Below are 20,961 nucleotides of genomic sequence, written 5' to 3'. Positions count from 1 at the left end.
TTACACTTTTACTACTATAAAATAAAGGAGTGGACGATTTTGGAATTAGAGCAGTGGTTTAAAAAAGGCATTGACCCTGACACATATGTAGAATCAATGCAAACACATAAGGAAAACCTTTTGCATGTTTATGATCAGTTTAATTTACCAAAGGAGGATACAGAGTCTCTCCATAAAATAAAGGAACAGAATTTACGTGTAATTGTTTTAACAGAAGATTGGTGTGGGGACGCAATGTTAAACATTCCTATTTTATTTCGACTTGCCGAGAAAACAAATATTAAAATCAGTCTGTTATTAAGAGATAGCAATTTAGAACTTATGGACGAATACCTAACAAAGGGGAAGGCTAGAGCAATCCCTATCTTTATCTTTATTGACGAAAAAGGAAAAGAAGTTGCCAAATGGGGGCCGCGGGCACCTGAAATTCAAGAGTTTATCGAAGAAGCAACTTCAAAATTACCGACAAAAGAAACAACTGATTTTAAGGAAAAACAAAAAGAAGTTTTCACGTTTGTAACCAAAGCATTTAAAGAAAATAATGAGTTTTGGGATAAAGTATATCAAAATCTAAAGCAAACACTTCTTAAGTCTATTTAAAATTAATTGGATAAAAGAATTTGTAATCATATTTTAAATGTCCTGTTTCTTGTCCATACTGTTAAGAAAAATTGTGTGGTGACAAGTAGTGAATTTATATAAGTTCTGGCAATTTTATTTTCGAATGCCGACCATATTTAGACTATTAGCAACAGTATCTTTAACAATGCTTTCATTTGGTATAGTCATACATTTTGTTGAGCCCAAACATTTCCCCACGATTTTTGATGGAGTTTGGTGGGCATTTGTTACGGGGTCAACAGTAGGGTATGGAGATTATGTTCCACTCAGTACAGTAGGAAGAGTGGTTGCGATTTTATTAATCCTAGCTGGTGGTGGAGTTGTAACCTTTTATATGGCCACTATTTCTGCAGGTACGATTAAACATGAGCAAGAATTATCAAAGGGGACTATTACTTATAAAGGTAGTAATCATATAATATTCGTTGGTTGGAACGAACGAACCAAACAGTTATTAGAAATGTTAAAAGAACGTAACACACATGAACAAATTGTATTAATTGATAAAACGTTAAATAATTTACCTTTTCAAAAGCATTTTCTTCATTTCGTTCGAGGAGATGCAACAGAAGATGAAATATTGCAAAAAGCTAATATTAGTCAAGCAAAGTATGTAGTGATTACATCAGATCCGTCAAAAAAGGAAAGGCAGGCTGATCAAAGCAGTATTCTTACAACTGTTGCGACAAGAGGCAATAATTCCGATGTTTATATTATTACAGAGATTTTAACTAAAGAGCAAGTCACAAACGCAACTCGGGCTGGTGCTAACACGGTTATCCGTTCTAACGATTTCATGAGTACATTATTCTTTCATGAAATTTTCCGAGATGAACCAATTAAACCCTTTGATATTTTACTTAAGGTGCTGGCCAATCAGCAATTCCATCAAATAGATCTCAAACAGCAAATGATCGGTAATACGTTTCTTGAATGCTCTGATCATTATGTTGCCGAAGAACAAATTTTGATTGGCATCATTAGAAAAGGAGAGTTAATACTCAACCCCCCCTTTGATGATAAACTTCAAAAAAATGATACGCTTATCGTTTTATCAAGGCTATAGTAGTAAATGCTCAAGTTGTTCAATTAATCTCTTACCTTTTTCTACATACTTTTCTGGTACTTCAGCATCTTTATCTACCGGTGACTGGAATTGGTTAATCATACCTTGGATCACGCCATTATCAGCATGATCCTCTACACCAGCTTGAAAAACGTGAGTGAGTATAAACGGTTGTCCTAAGCGAACAATTGCACCAGGAGAATCAAGCATTCCTTCTTCGGCTTTAAAAGGAAGCCTAATGAATTGATAGCCATCTTCATCCGACATTCTATAATCAAGGGAACCTTCATTAAAGTCCCAATTCCCACCAATTACATAGCCGAGCGGTTTTAATTGCTTTTCTAGTTCATATAATGGGAAAACCTTGTTTTCTAGATCTGAGGTCACTGGAATCATAAGAGAAACTCCTTTTTAGCTTACTTTTCCCCATTCTTTGAAACTTATGTTTAATAATAGAGGATCCTTATTTATGATAAATAAGGATCCTCCTTTTTTCTTATAATCTTTTTTCTAATTCTTCTTTTTCTTTTTCAAATCCTGGTTTACCTAACAGTGCAAACATGTTCTTTTTATATGCCTCAACACCTGGTTGATCAAAAGGATTCACTCCAAGTAGGTACCCACTAATTGCACATGCCTTTTCAAAGAAGTAAACAATATACCCAAATGTGTAGGCGTCAAGCTTAGGTAAATGCACAATCAGGTTTGGCACTTGTCCATCTGTGTGAGCTAACATCGTCCCTTGGTACGCCTTTTCATTGACAAAATCCATTGTTTTTCCTGCAAGATAATTTAATCCATCAAGGTCCTGTTTATCTTCTTCAATGGTAATATCTGATTTTGGTTCTTCAACATGAAGAACTGTTTCAAATAAATCTCTTCTTCCCTCCTGAACATATTGTCCCATAGAGTGTAAATCAGTCGAAAAGTTCGCGGAGGCAGGGAAAATACCTTTAAAATCTTTTCCTTCACTTTCCCCAAATAACTGCTTCCACCATTCAGAAAAGTATTGAAGTGATGGCTCATAGTTGATTAACATTTCAATAGTTTTGCCTTTATTGTAAAGCACATTTCTAACAGCAGCGTACTGATAAGCAGGATTTTTATAAAGATCTTCCTCACTAAGCTCAGCCTGTGCTTTTTGTGCACCACTCATCATAGCATCAATATCTACACCACTTGCAGCAATTGGAAGTAAACCAACAGCTGTTAGTACAGAATAACGACCACCAACATCATCAGGAATGATAAAACTCTCATAACCCTCTTCAGTTGCAAGTGTTTTTAAGGCTCCTCGTTCTTTATCCGTTGTAGCGTATATTCTACCCTTTGCTTCTTCTACTCCATATTTATCTTCAAGGAACTTTCTAAAAATACGGAATGCTATAGCTGGCTCGGTTGTAGTCCCACTTTTAGAAATAACATTAACAGAAACATCCTTGTCTTTTAGAGTATCGAATAAATCATTAATGTAAGGGGCACTAACACTATTCCCTACGAAGAAAACTTGAGGAGTTTTCCGTTGTTCTTTAGACAATGCATTATAGAAAGAATGATTTAACATCTCAAGAGCAGCACGAGCCCCTAAATAAGAACCGCCGATTCCAACAACTAAAAGTACATCAGAATCTGATTTGATTTTTTCTGCAGACTTTTTAATTCGGCTGAACTCATCTTTATCATATGCTTCAGGTAAGTCTACCCATCCAAGGTATTCATTTCCTGCCCCTGTTTGATTATGTATGGCTTCGTGAGCAAGTTTAACAGGCTCTTTCAAATAATCTAGTTCATGCTGACCAAAGAAAGATAAAGCTTTATCGTATTCAAAACGTACATGAGTCATTATAGAACCTCCATAATATTTTAATATCATCTTCTTAAATTTACCTTAAACAACGCCATTAAATCAAGTAAAGACTTGAATATTCTTTCTAATCCAGAACAAAACTACTACATAATGTATAAATTTCAATGAAAAAGAAAAAATACTAATGAAATAACTCACAAGGAGGTTTAATAAATGAGTACATTACAAAGAATTTCATTACTTTTACTTATTGTCGGAGGAATTAATTGGGGACTTATTGGTTTGTTTCAATTTGATTTAGTTGCTGCTATCTTTGGTGGTGGTGAACAAAGTGGAGCATTTGCTCGTGTAATTTATGCCATCGTAGGTGTTAGTGGCTTAATCTGCCTGTCTTTACTTTTCAAACCGTCAGAAGAACTCGCTGATCGAAGAGAACCAAAAGCAGAGCGTTAAATATACGTCTATCCCCTTAGAATTTCCCAACAATATAAGTAAAACCGAAATAAAGACTTCATTTTTAACATATTGAACATAATTCAGCCTTTCGATCTATCCGAAAGGCTGCTTTTTTCTGTTCAAACTTCATCTTCTTCTTTAAACTAGAATAAAATGGGAGGGGAAATTTATGGTTTTTAGTTACATATCACATTTATATTGTCCAAAATGTTCATCCACCTATGATCACCTTAAAATACAACAGCTATGTATATGCGGCTCACCGTTATTAGTAGAATATAAAATCGATGAATTAAAAAGAAACTTAGCTCCTGAGCAAATACAAAAACGGTCTGCATCTCTGTGGCGATATCATGAACTATTACCAATTTCATCTACAGAGAACGTTGTATCTTTAGGAGAAGGAATGACACCACTTGTAGAACTAAAAAAATTAAGCCAAGAAATGAATATAGAAAACTTGCTTATGAAAGATGAAGGGCTAATTCCAACCGGTTCTTTTAAGGCACGTGGAGCAACAGTCGGAGTTTCAAAAGCGAAAGAATTAGGAATTAAAAAACTTGCGATGCCCACAAATGGAAACGCAGGTGCAGCTTGGTCACTATATTCCGCCCGTGCTGATATAAAAGCTACTATCGTAATGCCAATCGATGCTCCTAAAATAACCCGAGAGGAATGTGCTATTGCTGGCGCGGATCTTTTCCTAGTAAATGGTTTAATTAGTGATGCAGGTAAAATTGTTGGTGAGTGGATAAATAGAAATAACATCTATGATGCATCAACCTTAAAGGAGCCTTACCGAATTGAAGGAAAAAAGACAATGGGATTTGAAATTGCCGAACAACTAGACTGGAAATGTCCAGATGTCATTGTATATCCAACTGGTGGTGGAGTTGGTCTTATTGGCATATATAAAGCATTTAAGGAACTAATTCAGCTTGGTTGGTTAAAGTCTGACAAACTTCCTCGTTTAGTTGCCGTTCAGGCTGACGGGTGTGCCCCAATAGTAAAGGCATGGGAAGAAGGAAAACACAGTTCTGATTTCTGGCCAAACAGCTCGACAAAAGCTTTTGGAATTAATGTCCCAAAAGCAATTGGCGACTTTTTAGTCTTAGATGCCTTATACAACACAGATGGTTACGCAATATCGGTTAGTGATCAGGAATTATTCACTGAACAGCGAACTGTTGCTAGTCTTGAAGGAACATTTATTTGTCCTGAAGGTGCTGCGGCATTTTCGGCAATTAGAAAGTTAAGAGGTAATGGATGGATTAAAGATAAAGACAAAGTAGTTGTTCTTAATACAGGAGCTGGCATCAAATATCCTGATTCAACTGACGTACAAGTTCCAATTTTACAACCCGATGATATATTATCATAAATAAAAAAAAGGACCCAAATTCAAAACCGGGGTCCTTTTTATATTGAAATTCAATTATTTCTTAAAAGTACTTTCTCGCTCTTCAGATTGTTTAATCCAATCGCCAAGTTTGTCTTTTAAAGTATTAAATCCTTCTTGATCATCTTGTTTTTGTGTATATGTTTGTGTTTGCTTAGGCTGCTGAGGTCTCTTAACACTTTGTTTTGGCGCCTCTTCTGTTGCACGAATAGAAAGAGAATATTTATTTTTCGCTTCGTCTATTTGAAGAATTTTCACCTTAACCTGATCACCAAGAGTAAGATGTTCGTTAATGTCTTTTACAAAACCATGTGTTACTTCTGAAATATGAACTAGACCTTGGACTTTATCGTCTAGTGCTACAAATGCTCCATAAGGTTGAATACCTGTTACTTTTCCTTCTAATACTTGACCTACCTCAAAACTATTTTCCATAAAAAACAACTCCCAATTTTTTATCATCGTTATCTTGATGTACTATCTGATAATATACGTATATTTGAAGATTGAATTCACTCAACATTCCAGACATTCACATCGATTAAACAACAATTATTAGCAAAATGAATGAAGAAAAACCCACTAATAAAAGTTTAGCTTTATACACAATTATCTATTTTAGCACAGATAAGTCTTTTACGGCAAAGAATATTAAGAAATAGTAAAAATTATATATTTTTATGTTTAAAACTGTGCAATTTTGGCAATACCTATATATGTAAGACTTTCTCGTATTCCCCCTGTGAGGCAAAGCGATACTATCGCTTTGCTTTTTTTGTGTTCAATTTGAGTGAATGATTTAAATTATCGATAAAAATTTCTTTGTTGGAGCATGATAAGTCATACTAATAATGAAGGTGAAAGGAGTACAACCTTTCATGGAAAACATCAAAGTCAAGAAACAATGGATTACCTATAAAGGAACCAATATATGTTTTCAAGCTTATAAAGAACCACTGGATTCTAATAAACCTTATATGATATTTATCCATGGATTTCTTTCTTCTCAATACAGTTTCAGGAAAATGATTCCTTTACTAATAGAAAAATACAACATTGTAACTATTGATCTTCCACCATTTGGAGATAGTGACAGACTAACAAGATTTAAGTATTCCTATGTCAATTTAGCAAATATTATCATATATTTTATGAATACAAAATCTATTAGCCAAGCCTATCTTGTTGGACATTCAATGGGTGGACAGATCGCCTTAACTTGTGCCTATCACTATCCAGAACGTATAAGAAAACTTATACTACTCGCTCCTTGTAGTTATCTGTCAAAGGCGGACCGATTTAGCTATCTAATTAGTTGGTTACCTTTTTTTCCGTACTTATTAAAAGGACTTCTTTATCGAAAAGGTGTTTATGAAACACTTAGGCAATGTGTTTACAATGAATCCATCATTTCTAAGGGTATGTTGAAAACATATATAAAACCTTTCCTAGATAATGCGATCTATTTGTGTCTAACAAAAATGATTCGAGATCGGGAGGGTGATTTGGATTCAGAGTGTTTAGCAACGATTGAGATTCAATCTTACATTTTTTGGGGAAAAAAAGATGAGATTTTACCGATATCAATCGCATACCATTTAGTACGTGATTTGCCTAGGGCTGAGCTTTGTACCTTTGATTTTGCTGGACATTTGTTACCCGAAGAAGTCCCAAATGTAATTTGCGAAAGAATTCTCGATGAATGCAACTAAGAAAATACACTTAAAATTGTCTACTGAATTCAGGGATTTCTTAAATAAACATTTCCATTCTTTCACAGCATTTACTATAATGTTCATAATGAAAGTACAAGAGGAGGACAAATTTTATGAGTTTCGATTACGTTCATGAAAGAAAAGGAACTCGTTCTGTTAAGTGGGACTTAATCAAAGCTATATATGGATCGGATGAGGTGTTACCCTTGTGGGTTGCGGACATGGATTTTCAAACCCCTCAACCAGTAATTGACTCACTAGTTGATAGATCAAAACATGGGATATTTGGTTATACAATTACAGACACAACAATTAATAATACCATAATAGATTGGCTCTACCGAAGACATGACTGGGAAATCAATAAATCTTGGCTTTTATACAGTCCAGGTGTTGTTTCTACACTACATACTGCAGTACAAGCATTAACAAAGCCCGGAGATTCTATACTAATCCAAACTCCTGTGTATCCCCCATTTTATAACATAGTTAAGAACCATGATCGCAATTTAGTTACCAATTCTTTGAAGCTGGTTAATAATAGTTATGAGATAGATTTCGAAGACTTTGAAGAGAAATTGAGACTAGGTGTGAAAGCATTTATTCTTTGTAATCCCCATAATCCAGCTGGAAGAGTCTGGACAAAAGAAGAGTTAACAAAAATGGGGGAATTGTGCTTAAAATATGATGTTAAAATTTTCTCTGATGAAATTCATGCCGATCTAGTCTATTCTAATCAGAAACATATTCCAATTGGCCTACTCTCAAAAGAGATAAACGAACAAACAATAACTTGTATGTCACCTACAAAAACATTTAATTTAGCTGGTTTGCAAGTATCCTATGCGGTGATACCAAATACGAAAGACAGAGATTTAATTAAAGATTTCTTTAATAGTCAAGGTATTTATATGTTAAACACAATGGGAATATCCGCTTTGGAAGCAGCCTATAAATATGGAGAGTCTTGGCTAGAAGAATTATTGTCCATTTTAGAAGAAAATAGGGACCTTGTCACTCGTTCATTTAAAGATAGAGATGAAATAAATATTATTGAGCCTGAAGGAACTTACTTGGTTTGGATGGACTGTCGGGGACTTGGACTAAAGAACGAAGAATTAAAGAAGTTCATGGCAAATAAAGCAAAAGTTGGTTTAAATGATGGAGTTTCTTTTGGGGAAGAGTCAGATGGATTTATGCGAATGAATATTGCGTGCCCAAAAGCTGTGCTTAAAGATGGAATTGATCGAATTATCACAGCCTTAGACAACTATAACAAATCAAACTAGACGATAGATTGATATAGGAATTTTTTAAAAGTGTACTGTACTTTCTTGAAATTCCTATTTTTTTAGAGTCTTTGGTTATTGAATTAATGATTGAACGACTATTTGTAAGTTATTCTTCCTCTTCATTGGATTCAGTAGGATCTGTTGGAGGCTCGCTTTTATTTTCGTCTAAGGATATCGTCCCACACGCAATTCTTGATCCAGCATCCCCAGCGGGCTGACTAACTCCATCATCCTGCTTTTCGTGTATAATTAAAGCTGTCCCGTCATTTTGAAGGATAGAGTTTTTTTCATCCATCAATGTCGCGCCACTTAGTACCAGTTCTGTTTCAACTGTTCCATCTTCCCCGACTTCTATGTTAGGTAAATCACCTAAATGGGCTCCCTCAGGATGCATTAAACCATGTTCATTACCTTCTGTGTCAAGGTGATTTCCAGCGGACTTAAAATCTGGCCCTTCACATTCTGGAAACTCGTGAACATGGATTCCATGTAAACCAGGCTCCAAGCCTTCAACGGATAATTTAATTTTCACACCATCAGGTTGCTCCGACAAGGTAGCTGTACCAATCGAATCATCATTACCATTGTACATACTCACTTCCAAAGGAGTTCGTTCTTGTTCTTGACAAGAAGTTAACAAAAGAAAGAAAATAACTATACAAATAGAAAAAAATTTCATTGCTTAACTACCTCTCTTTTTACATACTCCAACTAGTATCGCCAAGTTAAATCATCAATATAACCAAAAGAAAAAACCTTCATCGAAGATAAAGGTTTTGGGGTTTAATTATCTATTTATTTGTCTCATCCGTTGTAGACTGATATATTTCGGATTGGTATTTCTCATCTATTCTTCGTTCCTCTTTTTTTGAGGATTTATGAAATAAATACATTGCCACAAATGCACCAATCACGAAAAACAACAAACTAATAATAGCAGGAAAATATAACGATTTATCTTCTGGAAAATAAAGAAACTCCATCATGGTAATCACGTCCTTATTTAAGTATTATACCAAATATCATTTGAAAATTTAAAGCATTTAAAATGTAATCGCTTGTATTACCATTGGTTGTTCTGTCAAAATATATGTAATTACTATCATATAAGGAGTTATTCACATGGATCATGCTAAAATTGGCGAAATAGTAAAAGCTCACTATAAATCAGGTACTTACGTTGGGGAGGTAATTGAGGAACGCGGTAAAGACTATTTAATAAAGGTCTTGGCTGTTGTAAAACACCCGCTGCAAGGTGACTTGCATAACTTTGGTAAAACTGAAGATATTTTCTTTCACCAGCGAAAAGCATTAAGCTATAACGAAAAAATGAATGTATCAAGATCCGCTGTCCATGAATTCAATGAGGAAGTTCCAGACTATCAATTGTCACTTAAACAATCGGTAGAAGTATTAAAAGAAAAGCTTAACGACAAAGAATCAGATTTTAACCAAGCTGCAATGAAGAAGTTAGAGGATTTAGAACAACATTATTTTAAACAAAAGAAAAATTAGGGTTTTGTGCACCAAATAGACACTCTAGGAGTAAATTAAAGTACTGTCATGTAGTTTGACAGTACTTTAATAGTTTTTATTCTCCGGGTACCTTTAAATCCTTTTTCTTAGGCTTCTTTTTACCATAAACCTTATTAGCTATGGCAGGAGCTCTCTCAAATAAAAGCATCCCTAAAAAGGCAGCAGCTACGATATAAATTCCACCCATCACCTTAATCGCTCCAGTAGCAACACTTGCAATAACTACTGAGAATTCACCTCTCGCACATAGTGAAAGTCCTGCCCTCAAGGAAACCTTTTTCGAGAGTCCATACCATCGTCCACCAAGTATTCCAACAATTATTTTAGCTGCAATTGACCATAATAAAAGAACTGCTAAAAATAAAGGCATCGGTATCCCATCTCCAAATGTAATCGATGTACCAAAGTATATAAAAAATGTTGGTAATAAAAGGTCTCTAACCGGATCAACCGCTTGTTCGACTCGTTCAATCTTAGCAATTTCAGCTAACATCATACCTGCTAGAAATGCACCAAGTACTTCTGAAAGACCTAAGTATAATGCAAAACCCCCATAACTTACTGCTATCCCAATTAATAATACGATTTTAAAATCTTCATCTTCGACTTTATCTAGCAAATCGTCAAACTTTTTGAAAAGTGTCTTACCTAAAATAATTGCTAATGCAGCTAAGCCAATGACCTTACCGACGAGCAAGAATAAATCATTCGCTTCAAAGCTACCCCCTGTACTTATACCAATTAATATTGCAATAACTATTGGGGCAATTAAATCCTCAAAAATTAAAATTGCTAGAATAAATTCTGTTTCAGTATTCGCCATCCTACTTTTATCATCTAATAATTTTGCTGTAATCGAAGAGCTAGTTGCGTAAGCAATTCCCCCAATCAAGAAGGCGCTAAACAAATCCATCCCAAACCCTAACGCAATCAGCATGGACACGCCTAAACTTAGGAAGATATCTAATAAACCCGAAGGCCATATTTTTTTGGCAATACCTCCAAGTCTACGCACACTAAATTCAAGACCTAATAAGAAAAAGAGTAATACTATACCTATCTCACTTGCAAAGTGCAATAGTTCATTGTGACTTAATAAGTCTGCAAGTACTACACCAAATAGTATATATAATATAACACTTGGAAAATTTAACTTCAGGCTTAAAAAGCCTAAAAAAAAGATTCCAAGTAACACCAATCCTGCTCCCAGCAATAATGGAAAATCACTTAACAAAATAAGATCATTCCTCTCCTTTACATAACGCATCAAGGCTATCTATTTGTTCTTTTTTTCCAATAGACATAAGTATGTCACCAGGTTCTAATTTTCTAGTTATATCTGGTATGGCAATCATATCATCGCCTTGTACGATGCCTATAATTGTTGCTCCTGTTTTGTTCCTTATTTCAGACTCTTCTAGGGTTTTGTATGCAATTTGGGACTTTTCACTTAACTTGATATAATCCACTACTATTTGCTTTTTAAACATTTTTAGTTGATCAGAATTTACTGGTTGATAGGTAGCACCGAGTAGTTGAGCACCAAGCTCTCTCGTTTCATCTGGGGTTAAATCCATTGCGAAATCTGCCTCGTCACTATCTGCATCATCAAAAAAGTAAAGTTCTCTCTTTCCTGTATGATGAACAATTACCACTAGCATACTTTCTTCTGCTGTTTGCAACGAAATTTTTTGTCCAATTCCAGGTAACTGTGATACGGAAATTTTCATTGATATACACCTCTGAATACACGTTTTTAAATAGTCTTCATACTAGTATAACTTAAATGATATAAAATTGTGCGTGGTCTTTATAAGAAGTTCAAAGTTCGTATGGTTTCAAAACCCTATATGCAAAAAAGCTAGAGCATAAGCATCTCTAGCTTTTGATTAAATTTAAGTATAGTTATTACTCTCCAAGATGCTCTTTAATCGTTTCTTCTACACCTTGTAAAGCTTGTTCCTCATCACTACCGTCAGCTGTAACTACAATCTCTGCACCTTTTGGAACACCTAGAGACATAACACCCATAATAGATTTTAAGTTAACTGTTTTTCCATTATAATGCATTTCAATGTGTGCCTCGTATTGACCTGCTTTATTAACAAGTAAAGTTGCTGGTCTTGCATGGATCCCTGTATCATCTGTAATAGTAAATTTTTTTTCTTTCATTGTAAATCCTCCCTTTGATTTCATTAAAATTTTACATATATTACTATTTAGTATGAAAATCTTACCTATGTGAAATTACTAACTAAATCTATTATATACGAAATGTAAACGTTAAGAAACTAAAAAGAAATTTTGCTATCTATGTATTTTATTATACGATTGGTTTAACAATCTATACATAGCAAGATTTGTGTTCTACCTATCGTTATGATACGTTATTTCTGTAAAACAACAGTTTTTAGGAGGCTATAAAATATGAGTGTCCATATCGGGGCAAAAACAGGTGATATCGCAGACAAAATATTACTACCGGGTGATCCACTTCGTGCCAAGTATATTGCAGAAAACTTCTTAGAAAATGTAACTTGCTACAATGAAGTTAGAGGAATGTATGGATACACAGGTACATATAAAGGGGAAAAGGTATCTGTTCAAGGAACAGGAATGGGTGTTCCTTCCATTTCCATCTACGTAAATGAGTTAATACAAAGCTATGATGTCCAAAAGTTAATCCGAGTTGGTACATGTGGTGCGATACAAAAGGATGTACAAGTTAGAGACGTAATCTTAGCATCAACCTCTACTACTGATTCACAAATGAATCGAATGGTATTCGGAGGTGTTGATTTTGCACCTAATGCCGATTTCCAGTTATTAAAAAATGCATACGACACTGGGATTGAAAAAGGACTTGAACTGAAAGTAGGAAATGTTTTTACGAGCGATAGTTTTTATCGAGACAATGGGCTAGAACTATTCCATTTACTTGCTAAATATAACGTATTAGCGGTTGAAATGGAAACTACAGCTCTCTACACACTGGCCGCGAAGTTTAACCGTCAGGCTCTGTCAGTATTGACTGTTTCTGATCATATTCTTACAGGTGAAGAAACGAGTTCAGAAGAACGACAAACCACTTTCAATGAAATGATTGAGGTATCACTTGAAACTGCTATTAAGTGATAATGAGAAGAACCAGAAGCAACTGCTTTTGGTTCTTTTTAATTTTGGTTTTACTGTTTTTGACACAAAATCCATAGACTCCCTCTGTTAGATTCAATTTACGAGACACCCCTTAAGCTATTTCTCTTGCATGTCAATTGATTCCTTCTACTAAACTCTTATGGTATAATCAAACACAATTACATTAAGCATTTGCTTAAAATTTAGAATAACGAAGAACTAATTTTGTAAGTTTTAACTGAAAATTGAAAGGGAAAACTACATATATTAATTAGTCGCAGAAAGGATGTTCGGTTTTGGAGTTATTTTTAAATTTCCCTCTTTGGGCTGCACTTTTAGGTATTACTTTTGCACAACTTGTGAAAATTCCAATTCATTATATTGCCACAAAGGAATTCAAGCCTGGATTAGCTTTTAGTACTGGTGGAATGCCCAGTAGTCACTCAGCAGCAGTAACAGCAGTAACAACTGGTATTGGTATCGAGCACGGGCTCTCATCAGGCATCTTTGCTGTTTCCTGTGTGTTTAGTATTATTATTATGTTTGATGCCACTGGTGTTAGAAGACAAGCCGGTGAGCAAGCAGTGGTGCTTAATATGCTTGTTAAGGACTTTAACTATTTTATCGAGGAAGCTAAAGTCTGGTCAAAAAAGAAGGAATATGAAAAAAGAGCAGAACTTAAGGAACTATTGGGTCATCAGCCAATCGAAGTATTTTTTGGGGGACTAACCGGAATTATCCTAGCTTTTCTCCTATATCCATTATTTTAAAGCTTGACCAACCAAACTCAACAATTACAGAAACCAATAAAAAACCCCCGAAAAAACATATTTTTTTCGGGGGTTTATAATTTAACTTTTTCGTATTTCTTCACGAAAGACTTGAAGAGCTTCTGTTTTATTTAAGTTTACAAGCACTTCTTCAGTTAACTTTCCTTCGCCTTTTTCTATTACATAAATTTCAACTTGTTTTTTACCCCATTTATCATACACTTCTTTAACAGTAGGGTAATACAAATCAATTTTATTGCCCGTAATTGCTGAACCTTTATCAGCAACTACCCCATAGCCATATCCAGGTACATATAAGATAGTACCAATAGGATATACATTAAGGTCAGCAGCAATAGTTGAATAAAGATCACGTTTTACTTTCACACCAGAGTAAGTAATACCATACTCAGGATGGTCAGGGGTCTTACCTGTTGACTCAACACCCGCAGTGTATCCAGTAGCTGTTACAGATGCAGTTGGGTACTGTTCAAAATCAATTGCTTCTTCCAGTGACTTAGGACCTTCTACTTGTTCACTAGATATATACCTTGTCGTAGCCTTTTGATGATTAAATGACTTTTTCCATAAGGCAATTTCACGAGTTGGTTGGTCTGAAAAAGTAGAATAAATTGCTAAATCACCAGTGCCTCCATATATACCATTCTTGACGTCACTTGCTGAAACATTCGATACTGATGAAATTGTTGTGAAAAATGCTCCCAAAAACAAAACAGTCATTATCAGTCGTCTTAAATACTTATATTTTTTCATTTTATTGATAACACCTCTCTGAGTGTCATCATTTCCAGTAATGGAACATTTTATACATTTCAAAATACTGGGTAAGTATTAAAACATTCTATAACCGTTCTTTCTTAACATTCTTATAACTATTCCGGAGACAATTGTCCCGGTAAAGCCTGCTAATAAAATCACGATATCATATACATTTAAATTAATAAGATTGTACCAAACAGTTGAGAACGCTGAACCCGGATTATTAAAATAATTTGATAGTGGAAACTCATCCACAATAAGCATAATTACTATCGGGTAAACAAACGACATAATCCATGTCTGTCTTAATAACATATTTAGGATAAAGGCTATTCCAAAAAACAAAACAAAAAATAAGACAATTGAAACAATAAACTGTAACATTTCTTCTCTCCCTTAGTTCTTTCTATTGTTGAGACTAGATTTAAAAACTGAACGGTTATCGACAACTATTTTATTATTTATAGTCAAAAAAAGCAAAGACAGTTATTCTGCCTTTGCTTTTTAGAACTTTAAAAGATATTGAATTTACCCTTTTTAAGCACTAAGCCGATTCCACCTATTTTAAATAAAGAACGGTTATCTATAACTTTTTTCATTATTGATGCAGACCATCCAAATATCTTCTTATCACCAAAAACTACGCCCATTGCATCATTATGGCCAAGCGAAGCTACAGTACCCATATTATTAAACTCAAACGATTCAAGCTCGTCTCCACCTTTAACAATAGTAGCTAAATTATGCGCACATACCTCTGCTTCCTGCATAGCAATTTGCGCCGTTGGTGGATAAGGTCTTTCTGTTTCTTTGTTCCAAATTAGAGCACAGTCTCCGACAACAAATACATTTTCATGCGAAGGGGCACGAAGATCAGGTTTGACTTCAACTTTTCCACGGTTATGCTCAAGGCCAGACTGCTCTACAAGACTATTCGCTCTAACACCAGCTGCCCAAACAGTTGTGAAAGTTGGAATTTCTTCTTGTTCTCCGTCCTTTTCTATAACGATACCTTCAGGAGTACAGCCCTTTAATAATGCACCAACTTTAAATTCTACTCCCCTTGCTTCTAACGAGTTCAATGTGTATTCCACTAACTGTGGATCAAACCCCGGTAATATTGTAGGAGCACCTTCAACGTTAATGATACGTACCTTGTCACGATCAATATCATACTCTTTACAAAGCTCTGGAATTCGGTTTGCAAGCTCACCTAAAAATTCGATGCCTGTAAAACCGCCGCCTCCAACAACAATATTTAAACGTTCTTGCTTCTTTTCTATTTCATTGTTATACATGGCGAAATTATAATCAATATGCTCCCTAAGTAAACGAGAAGAGTTAATATTGTTTATCATAAATGCGTTTTCCGATAGTCCCGGAATCCCAAATGTCGCCGCTTCAAAACCTAATGCAACAACAAGATAGTCATATTCTAATTCTCCGTCTTCCAAGATAACTTTATTATCATCTGGTTGAATTGATACTACTGTATCTTGTACAAAATTTACCTTACTTAAATCAACTACATCCTTAATAGCAAAGCGTGCATGGTCTGGACTAATCGTTCCTGCTGCAACCTCGTGAAGCCAGGTTGCTTCATAATGATAATCATGCTTGTTTACTAAGGTGATTTGTGCATCATTCGCGCCTAATTTCTTTTGTAGTTTTACAGTAGTCGTTAAACCACCATATCCTGCTCCAAGTATTACAATGTTTGGTTTTTTCATCTAATTCACTTCCATCTTTATATTTATTATTTCCATTTTATAACCTGCAACCTCGTGATACATTTCACGTATAACTATGTAATGTCACAAATTCGTACTATTTCAACCTATTGCTAATCTTAGACTTTTTTATTATAATTTTCAACCCTTAAGTATATTTATTGAATATTTAGAATTAGCAATTAATTATTTAAATCTGTTCACTATTATACAAACTGAAAAATGTGTTAAAATAAATATCGTTATATTTAATGTTTATCTATTATAGGAGGAATTATCCATGTCCGATAAAATATATGATATTACTATAATTGGTGCTGGCCCTGTTGGTTTATTTACAGCTTTTTATGGAGGGTTACGTCAAGCTAGTGTAAAAATAGTTGAGAGTTTGCCGCATATTGGTGGGCAATTAAGTGCTCTATATCCGGAAAAATATATATATGATATAGCAGGATTTCCGAAAATCAGAGCTCAGAAGTTAGTTGACAACTTAAAGGAGCAAACGGATTTATTTGACCCAACAATCGTACTTAATGAGTCAGTAGAAACTGTTGAACGCCAAGGAGATGGATCTTTAAAGCTTACAACAAATTCAGGAGTACATTACACAAAAGCTGTTATAATTACCGCAGGAAATGGAGCATTCCAACCACGAAAATTAGCTGTTGATAACGCAGAAATGTTTGAGGGTAAAAATCTTCATTATTTTGTGGAAAATATGGAAGTATATAAAGACAAAAGAGTAGTATTGTTTGGTGGTGGAGACTCTGCAGTTGACTGGGCACTAATGTTAGAGCCCATTGCCAAGGAAGTAGTTCTAGTTCATCGTCGTAGTGATTTCAGAGCACACGAACATAGTGTTGAAAATTTAATGCAGTCAAGTGTCAACATCATGACGCCTTATGTCCCAGAGCAACTAATAGGCACAGATAAAATTGAACAAGTTAAACTGAAGGAAGTTAAAGGTGACAATGAAGTGCTGATCGATGTGGATGCAGTCTTAGTCAATTATGGCTTCGTCTCCTCTCTTGGCCCCATTAAAAACTGGGATCTAGAAATAGATAAAAACAGTATCTCTGTTAATTCGAAGATGGAAACAAACATTCCTGGAATTTATGCAGCAGGAGACATTTGTACCTATCCAGGTAAAGTAAATTTAATTGTTGCAGGTTTTGGAGAAGGACCAACAGCTGTTAATAATGCTAAAGCATACATTGACCCAGACGCTAGAGTTCAGCCAAAACATTCTACAAGTATGTTTTAAATTTAAATTATTTGTCCGTATCTGAAATGATTCAGATACGGACTGTTTTTTGGGAAATTCTTTTATTTGATAAAGCGATTCTTACTTCAGAATTGGGAATGCTACCTATGTAAATCCTTTTTTCATGTGGCTTGTAGCATTTGGTTCCAAGTAACTGCTCCTGTTATAGGGGGGATATGGATATCATAATATTGGGGGGATATCATTGGAGAATGAATTCGAAGAAAGAATTTTACCAGTCACTTCAGTCGCTAATCGAATGGGACTCAATGTAGCACCAGATATTTACTGTTACACTGATCAAATCGTTAATTTAGTTTTTATTGGCACAAAAGATAGCTTTGTGCTTGTTGATGCGGGTATGCCTAGATCATCAACAGAAATAATCCAACAGGCCGAAGACCATTTTGGTAACAATGCAAGTCCTAAAGCTATTATATTAACACATGGCCACTTTGATCATGTTGGCTCTATCATTGATTTAGTTAAGACATGGGATGTGCCAGTATTTGCACATGATTTAGAACTCCCATATTTAACTGGTAAAGCCTCCTATCCAGAAGGTGATCCCTCCGTTGATGGTGGACTAGTTGCAAAGATGTCACCTTTTTTTCCTAATCATGGAATAAATTTAGAAAACCATGTCCAACCTTTGCCAAAAGACGGTACAATTCCTGGAATGGATGGATGGCGGTGGATTCATACTCCTGGTCACACTAAAGGTCACGTCTCATTATTTAGAGACGCAGATCGATCATTAATTGTTGGGGACGCTTTTGTTACTGTAAAACAAGAATCATTGTATAAGGTTATTACCCAACAACAAGAAATTAGTGGTCCACCAAAATATTTTACAACAAACTGGGATGCGGCCTGGAACTCCGTGAAAGAGTTAAATAAATTAGAGCCAGAGATTGCCGTTACAGGACATGGTCACCCAATGGAAGGTGTCTTTTTAAGAGAAGAATTGCAAAAACTAGCTGACCACTTTGATACAATCGCTATTCCGGAAAAAGGAAAATTTGTTCATTAACTTACAATTGGCCAGTCAAATAAATAATAAAAAAGAAGCCTTGGTCCTAAATGAATCAAGGCTTCTTTTTATTAACAATTTTCAGGTGTTCCTTCTCTTTCTTTCGCTTTAAACGAAGAACCACACCCACATGATATAACGGCATTCGGATTATCAATCGTAAATCCGCCACCCATCATGTTTTGTTTGAAATCAATTGTTGTTCCATCAATAACAGGAATATCCTGCTTAAATATTATTAAAGGAATATCATTTATATTTTCAACTATGTCTAATTCTTCATTTACATCATAATCAAAACCCATCGAATAGGACAATCCACTACATCCGCCACCTTTTACACCAAAACGCAGACGAACTGTTTCTTGATCTTCTTCTTTCATCATTTCCTTTATTTGTAGGCTTGCATTATCAGTAATATTTAGAACCATTTCGTGTCCTCCTCATCTATTACTATCACAAGTATACTAGGGATAGAGTAAAACATCAAACACAACCAATTAGATATTTCGATTCCATTTGAATTCTCCAGTAACGGTTGTTTCTGCTTTACCTCTCATCCATACATGACCATCTTCAGTCCATTTAATGGTTAAATCTCCTCCACTTAGATGAACAACTACTGAAGTGTTTTTTGGGATATGACCATTTAATACTGATGCTACAACAGCTGCACACGCACCAGTTCCACAGGCTTGTGTAACACCTGAACCGCGTTCCCATACAGAGAAGTTAATTTCTTTATTCGAAACAACCTCTACAAACTCAACATTTACTCCTTCTGGAAAACGTTGATCATTGGAAATCATTGGTCCTAACTCAAATAATGGTGCCTCGTCAATATTCTCGACAAAGAAAATTGCATGAGGGTTTCCCATCGAAACAGCAGTAATTTGCAATGGATGGTGGCTCACTTCAAAGTTTTCCATAACTACTTGTGGAATATCTTCTCCAACCATTGGTATTTCTGAACGTTTTAAGATAGGTTTCCCCATATCGACTGTAACTTCCTCAACAACTTTATTTACCACATGGACTTCAGCGGTAACATTACCTGCCTTTGTTTCAACAGTAAATATCTTTTCATTAACAAGGTCATTCTCAAAAGCAAATTTCGCGACACACCGAACGCCATTCCCGCAATTCTTACCTTCAGATCCATCCTTGTTAAAGATTCTCATACCAACATCAGCTTGCTTAGATGGATGAATTAAAATCAGGCCATCTGAGCCAATGCCAGTATTCACATTTGAAACATCAATGGCTAGTGAACTGAGATCTTTATCTTCCATTTCAAAATTAAATAAATTCAAAAAGATATAGCTGTTACCTAAACCATGCATTTTAGTGAATGGTATTTTCATGAAGTACCCCCGGAATTAGATTTTGCCTCAATCTGAGACCTTATGTTAAATTGACTTAACTTCAATACAATATTGATCATGAGCATACCACGGTTTGACCATTAGATCACCTATGGCATTACTATTAAAATAGGGGATTCTCCTCAATATATTTGTAAACATTTTCAACTAATTCATCAGGGGTATCTGCCATTACAGGCTCACCATCAACAATTGCAAATAAAGTCTGAGAGCATATACCACAAAAACTTGTACAACCATATTCTATAACATCAAGATCTGGGTCTTTTTCCAGTTCTTCTTTAGCTTTTTGAGATCCACTAACAATATTATTTATACAAAATTCAATAACTGGATTCATCATTCTCTCCTCTTACTTAAATGAAGATGAACTCCCCTAAACTCAAGATATAATACATAGGTAAATAAAGCAATCCATTCGTCTTTATTACCTTTGTATTTAGGATTTTTTCTCACAGATTGTTGTTTTTGACACATTAACTATAAACTGCGTCGTAACTTACACCACTTCGGAAATACACTACGCTTTCCGCGGGCGGCTGTTGAGCCTCCTCGTGCTACGCACTGTGGGGTCTCAACTATGCCTTTTTATCCCGCAGGAGTCTCCGTGTATTTCCTCCGTTGGTATAGTTCGGTTGTTAGATTACTACATTAAAACAAGCAACCTTGAAGATTACACAAGACTAGAATTAACTTCCTGAACCAACACTCACGAAGAAAATTGAACTTTATTTTCGAGGAGCCTACATATTCTGCCTACACAGGTAATAGTGTTCTGATTATCAAAGAATAAAACCTATGGTTATATGTGAAAAGGATTTTTATCTTCTTGAATACAAAGCTATTCTAAGATGTGGAACTACACTTTGGTAAGTTTTCCGCTATATCCATCTTTTTTTCATTATTGTTCTATTAAGATGGTGATTGGAGCGTAGGGCAGTCGACTCCAGCGGGAAAAGCGACGGCTGAAAA

Annotated in this window: 25 protein-coding genes; 11 read left to right on the top strand and 14 right to left on the bottom strand. The window is 35.2% G+C overall.

Features of this window, described 5'->3' with window-relative positions; genetic code table 11:
- Positions 1 to 39: 39 nt before the first annotated feature.
- On the top strand, positions 40 to 600 hold the full coding sequence (locus tag GH741_RS19170) for a thioredoxin family protein (protein ID WP_153738376.1): 561 nt from the start codon (positions 40 to 42) through the stop codon (positions 598 to 600).
- Positions 601 to 724: 124 nt separating this feature from the next.
- Complete coding sequence (locus GH741_RS19165) at positions 725 to 1,687, top strand: potassium channel family protein (protein WP_153738375.1); 963 nt, start codon at positions 725 to 727, stop codon at positions 1,685 to 1,687.
- On the opposite strand, the gene GH741_RS19160 is transcribed toward GH741_RS19165, so the two are convergent.
- Together GH741_RS19160 and GH741_RS19155 are read right to left on the bottom strand one after the other, a co-directional pair.
- Positions 1,682 to 2,083 (bottom strand): YugN-like family protein, encoded by a 402-nt coding sequence (locus GH741_RS19160; RefSeq protein ID WP_153738374.1) that lies wholly within the window; start codon positions 2,081 to 2,083, stop codon positions 1,682 to 1,684. The two genes, GH741_RS19165 and GH741_RS19160, sit on opposite strands and share 6 nt — an antisense overlap.
- A gap of 100 nt (positions 2,084 to 2,183) precedes the next feature.
- Entirely contained in the window at positions 2,184 to 3,530 is a 1,347-nt protein-coding gene (locus GH741_RS19155; protein WP_153738373.1) for a glucose-6-phosphate isomerase, read from the bottom strand.
- 177 nt (positions 3,531 to 3,707) lie between these two features.
- Here GH741_RS19155 and GH741_RS19150 point away from each other — a divergent pair, with 177 nt between their 5' ends.
- Positions 3,708 to 3,947 (top strand): DUF378 domain-containing protein, encoded by a 240-nt coding sequence (locus GH741_RS19150; protein ID WP_153738372.1) that lies wholly within the window; start codon positions 3,708 to 3,710, stop codon positions 3,945 to 3,947.
- Between the two features lie 172 nt (positions 3,948 to 4,119).
- A complete protein-coding gene (locus GH741_RS19145; protein ID WP_153738371.1) occupies positions 4,120 to 5,331 on the top strand; it encodes a threonine synthase in 1,212 nt (403 codons plus the stop codon).
- 54 nt (positions 5,332 to 5,385) lie between these two features.
- Here the strand turns inward: GH741_RS19145 and yugI are convergent, their stop codons facing one another.
- On the bottom strand, positions 5,386 to 5,784 hold the full coding sequence (yugI, locus tag GH741_RS19140) for a S1 domain-containing post-transcriptional regulator GSP13 (RefSeq protein ID WP_153738370.1): 399 nt from the start codon (positions 5,782 to 5,784) through the stop codon (positions 5,386 to 5,388).
- 443 nt (positions 5,785 to 6,227) lie between these two features.
- On the opposite strand from yugI, the gene GH741_RS19135 reads away from it, so the two are divergent.
- Together GH741_RS19135 and GH741_RS19130 are read left to right on the top strand one after the other, a co-directional pair.
- Complete coding sequence (locus GH741_RS19135; RefSeq protein WP_170287669.1) at positions 6,228 to 7,061, top strand: alpha/beta fold hydrolase; 834 nt, start codon at positions 6,228 to 6,230, stop codon at positions 7,059 to 7,061.
- Between the two features lie 116 nt (positions 7,062 to 7,177).
- On the top strand, positions 7,178 to 8,353 hold the full coding sequence (locus GH741_RS19130) for a MalY/PatB family protein (RefSeq protein WP_153738368.1): 1,176 nt from the start codon (positions 7,178 to 7,180) through the stop codon (positions 8,351 to 8,353).
- Positions 8,354 to 8,462: 109 nt separating this feature from the next.
- On the opposite strand, the gene GH741_RS19125 is transcribed toward GH741_RS19130, so the two are convergent.
- Both GH741_RS19125 and GH741_RS19120 read right to left on the bottom strand, forming a co-directional pair.
- The gene (locus GH741_RS19125) at positions 8,463 to 9,035 is read right to left on the bottom strand and encodes a superoxide dismutase family protein (protein ID WP_153738367.1); all 573 of its coding nucleotides are present in this window, start codon (positions 9,033 to 9,035) and stop codon (positions 8,463 to 8,465) included.
- A gap of 112 nt (positions 9,036 to 9,147) precedes the next feature.
- Complete coding sequence (locus tag GH741_RS19120; protein WP_153738366.1) at positions 9,148 to 9,342, bottom strand: hypothetical protein; 195 nt, start codon at positions 9,340 to 9,342, stop codon at positions 9,148 to 9,150.
- A gap of 136 nt (positions 9,343 to 9,478) precedes the next feature.
- Here GH741_RS19120 and kapB point away from each other — a divergent pair, with 136 nt between their 5' ends.
- Complete coding sequence (kapB, locus tag GH741_RS19115; RefSeq protein ID WP_153738365.1) at positions 9,479 to 9,871, top strand: kinase-associated lipoprotein KapB; 393 nt, start codon at positions 9,479 to 9,481, stop codon at positions 9,869 to 9,871.
- A 76-nt stretch (positions 9,872 to 9,947) separates the two neighbouring features.
- Here the strand turns inward: kapB and GH741_RS19110 are convergent, their stop codons facing one another.
- The 3 genes from GH741_RS19110 to GH741_RS19100 form a co-directional block, all read right to left on the bottom strand.
- Entirely contained in the window at positions 9,948 to 11,087 is a 1,140-nt protein-coding gene (locus GH741_RS19110) for a cation:proton antiporter (protein ID WP_338079572.1), read from the bottom strand.
- Positions 11,088 to 11,133: 46 nt separating this feature from the next.
- The gene (locus tag GH741_RS19105; protein ID WP_153738364.1) at positions 11,134 to 11,622 is read right to left on the bottom strand and encodes a cation:proton antiporter regulatory subunit; all 489 of its coding nucleotides are present in this window, start codon (positions 11,620 to 11,622) and stop codon (positions 11,134 to 11,136) included.
- Positions 11,623 to 11,800: 178 nt separating this feature from the next.
- A complete protein-coding gene (locus tag GH741_RS19100) occupies positions 11,801 to 12,064 on the bottom strand; it encodes a phosphocarrier protein HPr (protein WP_153738363.1) in 264 nt (87 codons plus the stop codon).
- A gap of 255 nt (positions 12,065 to 12,319) precedes the next feature.
- Here GH741_RS19100 and deoD point away from each other — a divergent pair, with 255 nt between their 5' ends.
- Together deoD and GH741_RS19090 are read left to right on the top strand one after the other, a co-directional pair.
- Positions 12,320 to 13,027: a purine-nucleoside phosphorylase gene (deoD, locus tag GH741_RS19095; protein WP_153738362.1), complete on the top strand. Its 708-nt coding sequence runs from the start codon at positions 12,320 to 12,322 to the stop codon at positions 13,025 to 13,027.
- 296 nt (positions 13,028 to 13,323) lie between these two features.
- Positions 13,324 to 13,797, top strand: a complete 474-nt coding sequence (locus GH741_RS19090; protein ID WP_153738361.1) for a divergent PAP2 family protein — start codon at positions 13,324 to 13,326, stop codon at positions 13,795 to 13,797.
- A gap of 81 nt (positions 13,798 to 13,878) precedes the next feature.
- On the opposite strand, the gene GH741_RS19085 is transcribed toward GH741_RS19090, so the two are convergent.
- From GH741_RS19085 to GH741_RS19075, 3 genes are all read right to left on the bottom strand, one after another.
- Positions 13,879 to 14,571, bottom strand: a complete 693-nt coding sequence (locus GH741_RS19085; protein WP_153738360.1) for a 3D domain-containing protein — start codon at positions 14,569 to 14,571, stop codon at positions 13,879 to 13,881.
- 78 nt (positions 14,572 to 14,649) lie between these two features.
- On the bottom strand, positions 14,650 to 14,961 hold the full coding sequence (locus tag GH741_RS19080) for a YuiB family protein (protein WP_153738359.1): 312 nt from the start codon (positions 14,959 to 14,961) through the stop codon (positions 14,650 to 14,652).
- Between the two features lie 128 nt (positions 14,962 to 15,089).
- Entirely contained in the window at positions 15,090 to 16,307 is a 1,218-nt protein-coding gene (locus GH741_RS19075) for an NAD(P)/FAD-dependent oxidoreductase (RefSeq protein ID WP_153738358.1), read from the bottom strand.
- A 280-nt stretch (positions 16,308 to 16,587) separates the two neighbouring features.
- On the opposite strand from GH741_RS19075, the gene GH741_RS19070 reads away from it, so the two are divergent.
- Both GH741_RS19070 and GH741_RS19065 read left to right on the top strand, forming a co-directional pair.
- Positions 16,588 to 17,571, top strand: a complete 984-nt coding sequence (locus GH741_RS19070) for an NAD(P)/FAD-dependent oxidoreductase (RefSeq protein WP_153738357.1) — start codon at positions 16,588 to 16,590, stop codon at positions 17,569 to 17,571.
- Between the two features lie 205 nt (positions 17,572 to 17,776).
- The gene (locus tag GH741_RS19065) at positions 17,777 to 18,604 is read left to right on the top strand and encodes an MBL fold metallo-hydrolase (protein WP_420809415.1); all 828 of its coding nucleotides are present in this window, start codon (positions 17,777 to 17,779) and stop codon (positions 18,602 to 18,604) included.
- Between the two features lie 71 nt (positions 18,605 to 18,675).
- Here GH741_RS19065 and GH741_RS19060 read toward each other — a convergent pair whose 3' ends face one another.
- The 3 genes from GH741_RS19060 to GH741_RS19050 all read right to left on the bottom strand — a co-directional run bounded on the left by GH741_RS19060 (position 18,676) and on the right by GH741_RS19050 (position 20,332).
- Positions 18,676 to 19,035, bottom strand: a complete 360-nt coding sequence (locus GH741_RS19060; protein WP_153738356.1) for a HesB/IscA family protein — start codon at positions 19,033 to 19,035, stop codon at positions 18,676 to 18,678.
- A gap of 69 nt (positions 19,036 to 19,104) precedes the next feature.
- Positions 19,105 to 19,968, bottom strand: a complete 864-nt coding sequence (dapF, locus tag GH741_RS19055; RefSeq protein WP_153738355.1) for a diaminopimelate epimerase — start codon at positions 19,966 to 19,968, stop codon at positions 19,105 to 19,107.
- A gap of 124 nt (positions 19,969 to 20,092) precedes the next feature.
- On the bottom strand, positions 20,093 to 20,332 hold the full coding sequence (locus GH741_RS19050; RefSeq protein ID WP_153738354.1) for a YuzB family protein: 240 nt from the start codon (positions 20,330 to 20,332) through the stop codon (positions 20,093 to 20,095).
- Positions 20,333 to 20,961: the final 629 nt, after the last annotated feature.

This window comes from Aquibacillus halophilus, from assembly GCF_009649745.1.
Lineage (GTDB): Bacteria > Bacillota > Bacilli > Bacillales > Amphibacillaceae > Aquibacillus > Aquibacillus halophilus.
Note: the sequence above shows the minus strand (reverse complement) of the source record. Positions and strands in the feature narration are given on the sequence as shown.

Bases quoted from the DNA above. Each gene is read 5' to 3' on its own strand.
- GH741_RS19165 (WP_153738375.1), top strand. From the start codon at position 725: ATGCCGACCATATTTAGACTATTAGCAACAGTATCTTTAACAATGCTT.
- GH741_RS19160 (WP_153738374.1), bottom strand. From the start codon at position 2,083: ATGATTCCAGTGACCTCAGATCTAGAAAACAAGGTTTTCCCATTATAT.
- GH741_RS19155 (WP_153738373.1), bottom strand. From the start codon at position 3,530: ATGACTCATGTACGTTTTGAATACGATAAAGCTTTATCTTTCTTTGGT.
- GH741_RS19150 (WP_153738372.1), top strand. From the start codon at position 3,708: ATGAGTACATTACAAAGAATTTCATTACTTTTACTTATTGTCGGAGGA.
- GH741_RS19145 (WP_153738371.1), top strand. From the start codon at position 4,120: ATGGTTTTTAGTTACATATCACATTTATATTGTCCAAAATGTTCATCC.
- yugI (WP_153738370.1), bottom strand. From the start codon at position 5,784: ATGGAAAATAGTTTTGAGGTAGGTCAAGTATTAGAAGGAAAAGTAACA.
- GH741_RS19135 (WP_170287669.1), top strand. From the start codon at position 6,228: ATGGAAAACATCAAAGTCAAGAAACAATGGATTACCTATAAAGGAACC.
- GH741_RS19130 (WP_153738368.1), top strand. From the start codon at position 7,178: ATGAGTTTCGATTACGTTCATGAAAGAAAAGGAACTCGTTCTGTTAAG.
- GH741_RS19125 (WP_153738367.1), bottom strand. From the start codon at position 9,035: ATGAAATTTTTTTCTATTTGTATAGTTATTTTCTTTCTTTTGTTAACT.
- GH741_RS19120 (WP_153738366.1), bottom strand. From the start codon at position 9,342: ATGATGGAGTTTCTTTATTTTCCAGAAGATAAATCGTTATATTTTCCT.
- kapB (WP_153738365.1), top strand. From the start codon at position 9,479: ATGGATCATGCTAAAATTGGCGAAATAGTAAAAGCTCACTATAAATCA.
- GH741_RS19105 (WP_153738364.1), bottom strand. From the start codon at position 11,622: ATGAAAATTTCCGTATCACAGTTACCTGGAATTGGACAAAAAATTTCG.
- GH741_RS19100 (WP_153738363.1), bottom strand. From the start codon at position 12,064: ATGAAAGAAAAAAAATTTACTATTACAGATGATACAGGGATCCATGCA.
- deoD (WP_153738362.1), top strand. From the start codon at position 12,320: ATGAGTGTCCATATCGGGGCAAAAACAGGTGATATCGCAGACAAAATA.
- GH741_RS19085 (WP_153738360.1), bottom strand. From the start codon at position 14,571: ATGAAAAAATATAAGTATTTAAGACGACTGATAATGACTGTTTTGTTT.
- GH741_RS19080 (WP_153738359.1), bottom strand. From the start codon at position 14,961: ATGTTACAGTTTATTGTTTCAATTGTCTTATTTTTTGTTTTGTTTTTT.
- GH741_RS19075 (WP_153738358.1), bottom strand. From the start codon at position 16,307: ATGAAAAAACCAAACATTGTAATACTTGGAGCAGGATATGGTGGTTTA.
- GH741_RS19070 (WP_153738357.1), top strand. From the start codon at position 16,588: ATGTCCGATAAAATATATGATATTACTATAATTGGTGCTGGCCCTGTT.
- GH741_RS19060 (WP_153738356.1), bottom strand. From the start codon at position 19,035: ATGGTTCTAAATATTACTGATAATGCAAGCCTACAAATAAAGGAAATG.
- dapF (WP_153738355.1), bottom strand. From the start codon at position 19,968: ATGAAAATACCATTCACTAAAATGCATGGTTTAGGTAACAGCTATATC.
- GH741_RS19050 (WP_153738354.1), bottom strand. From the start codon at position 20,332: ATGATGAATCCAGTTATTGAATTTTGTATAAATAATATTGTTAGTGGA.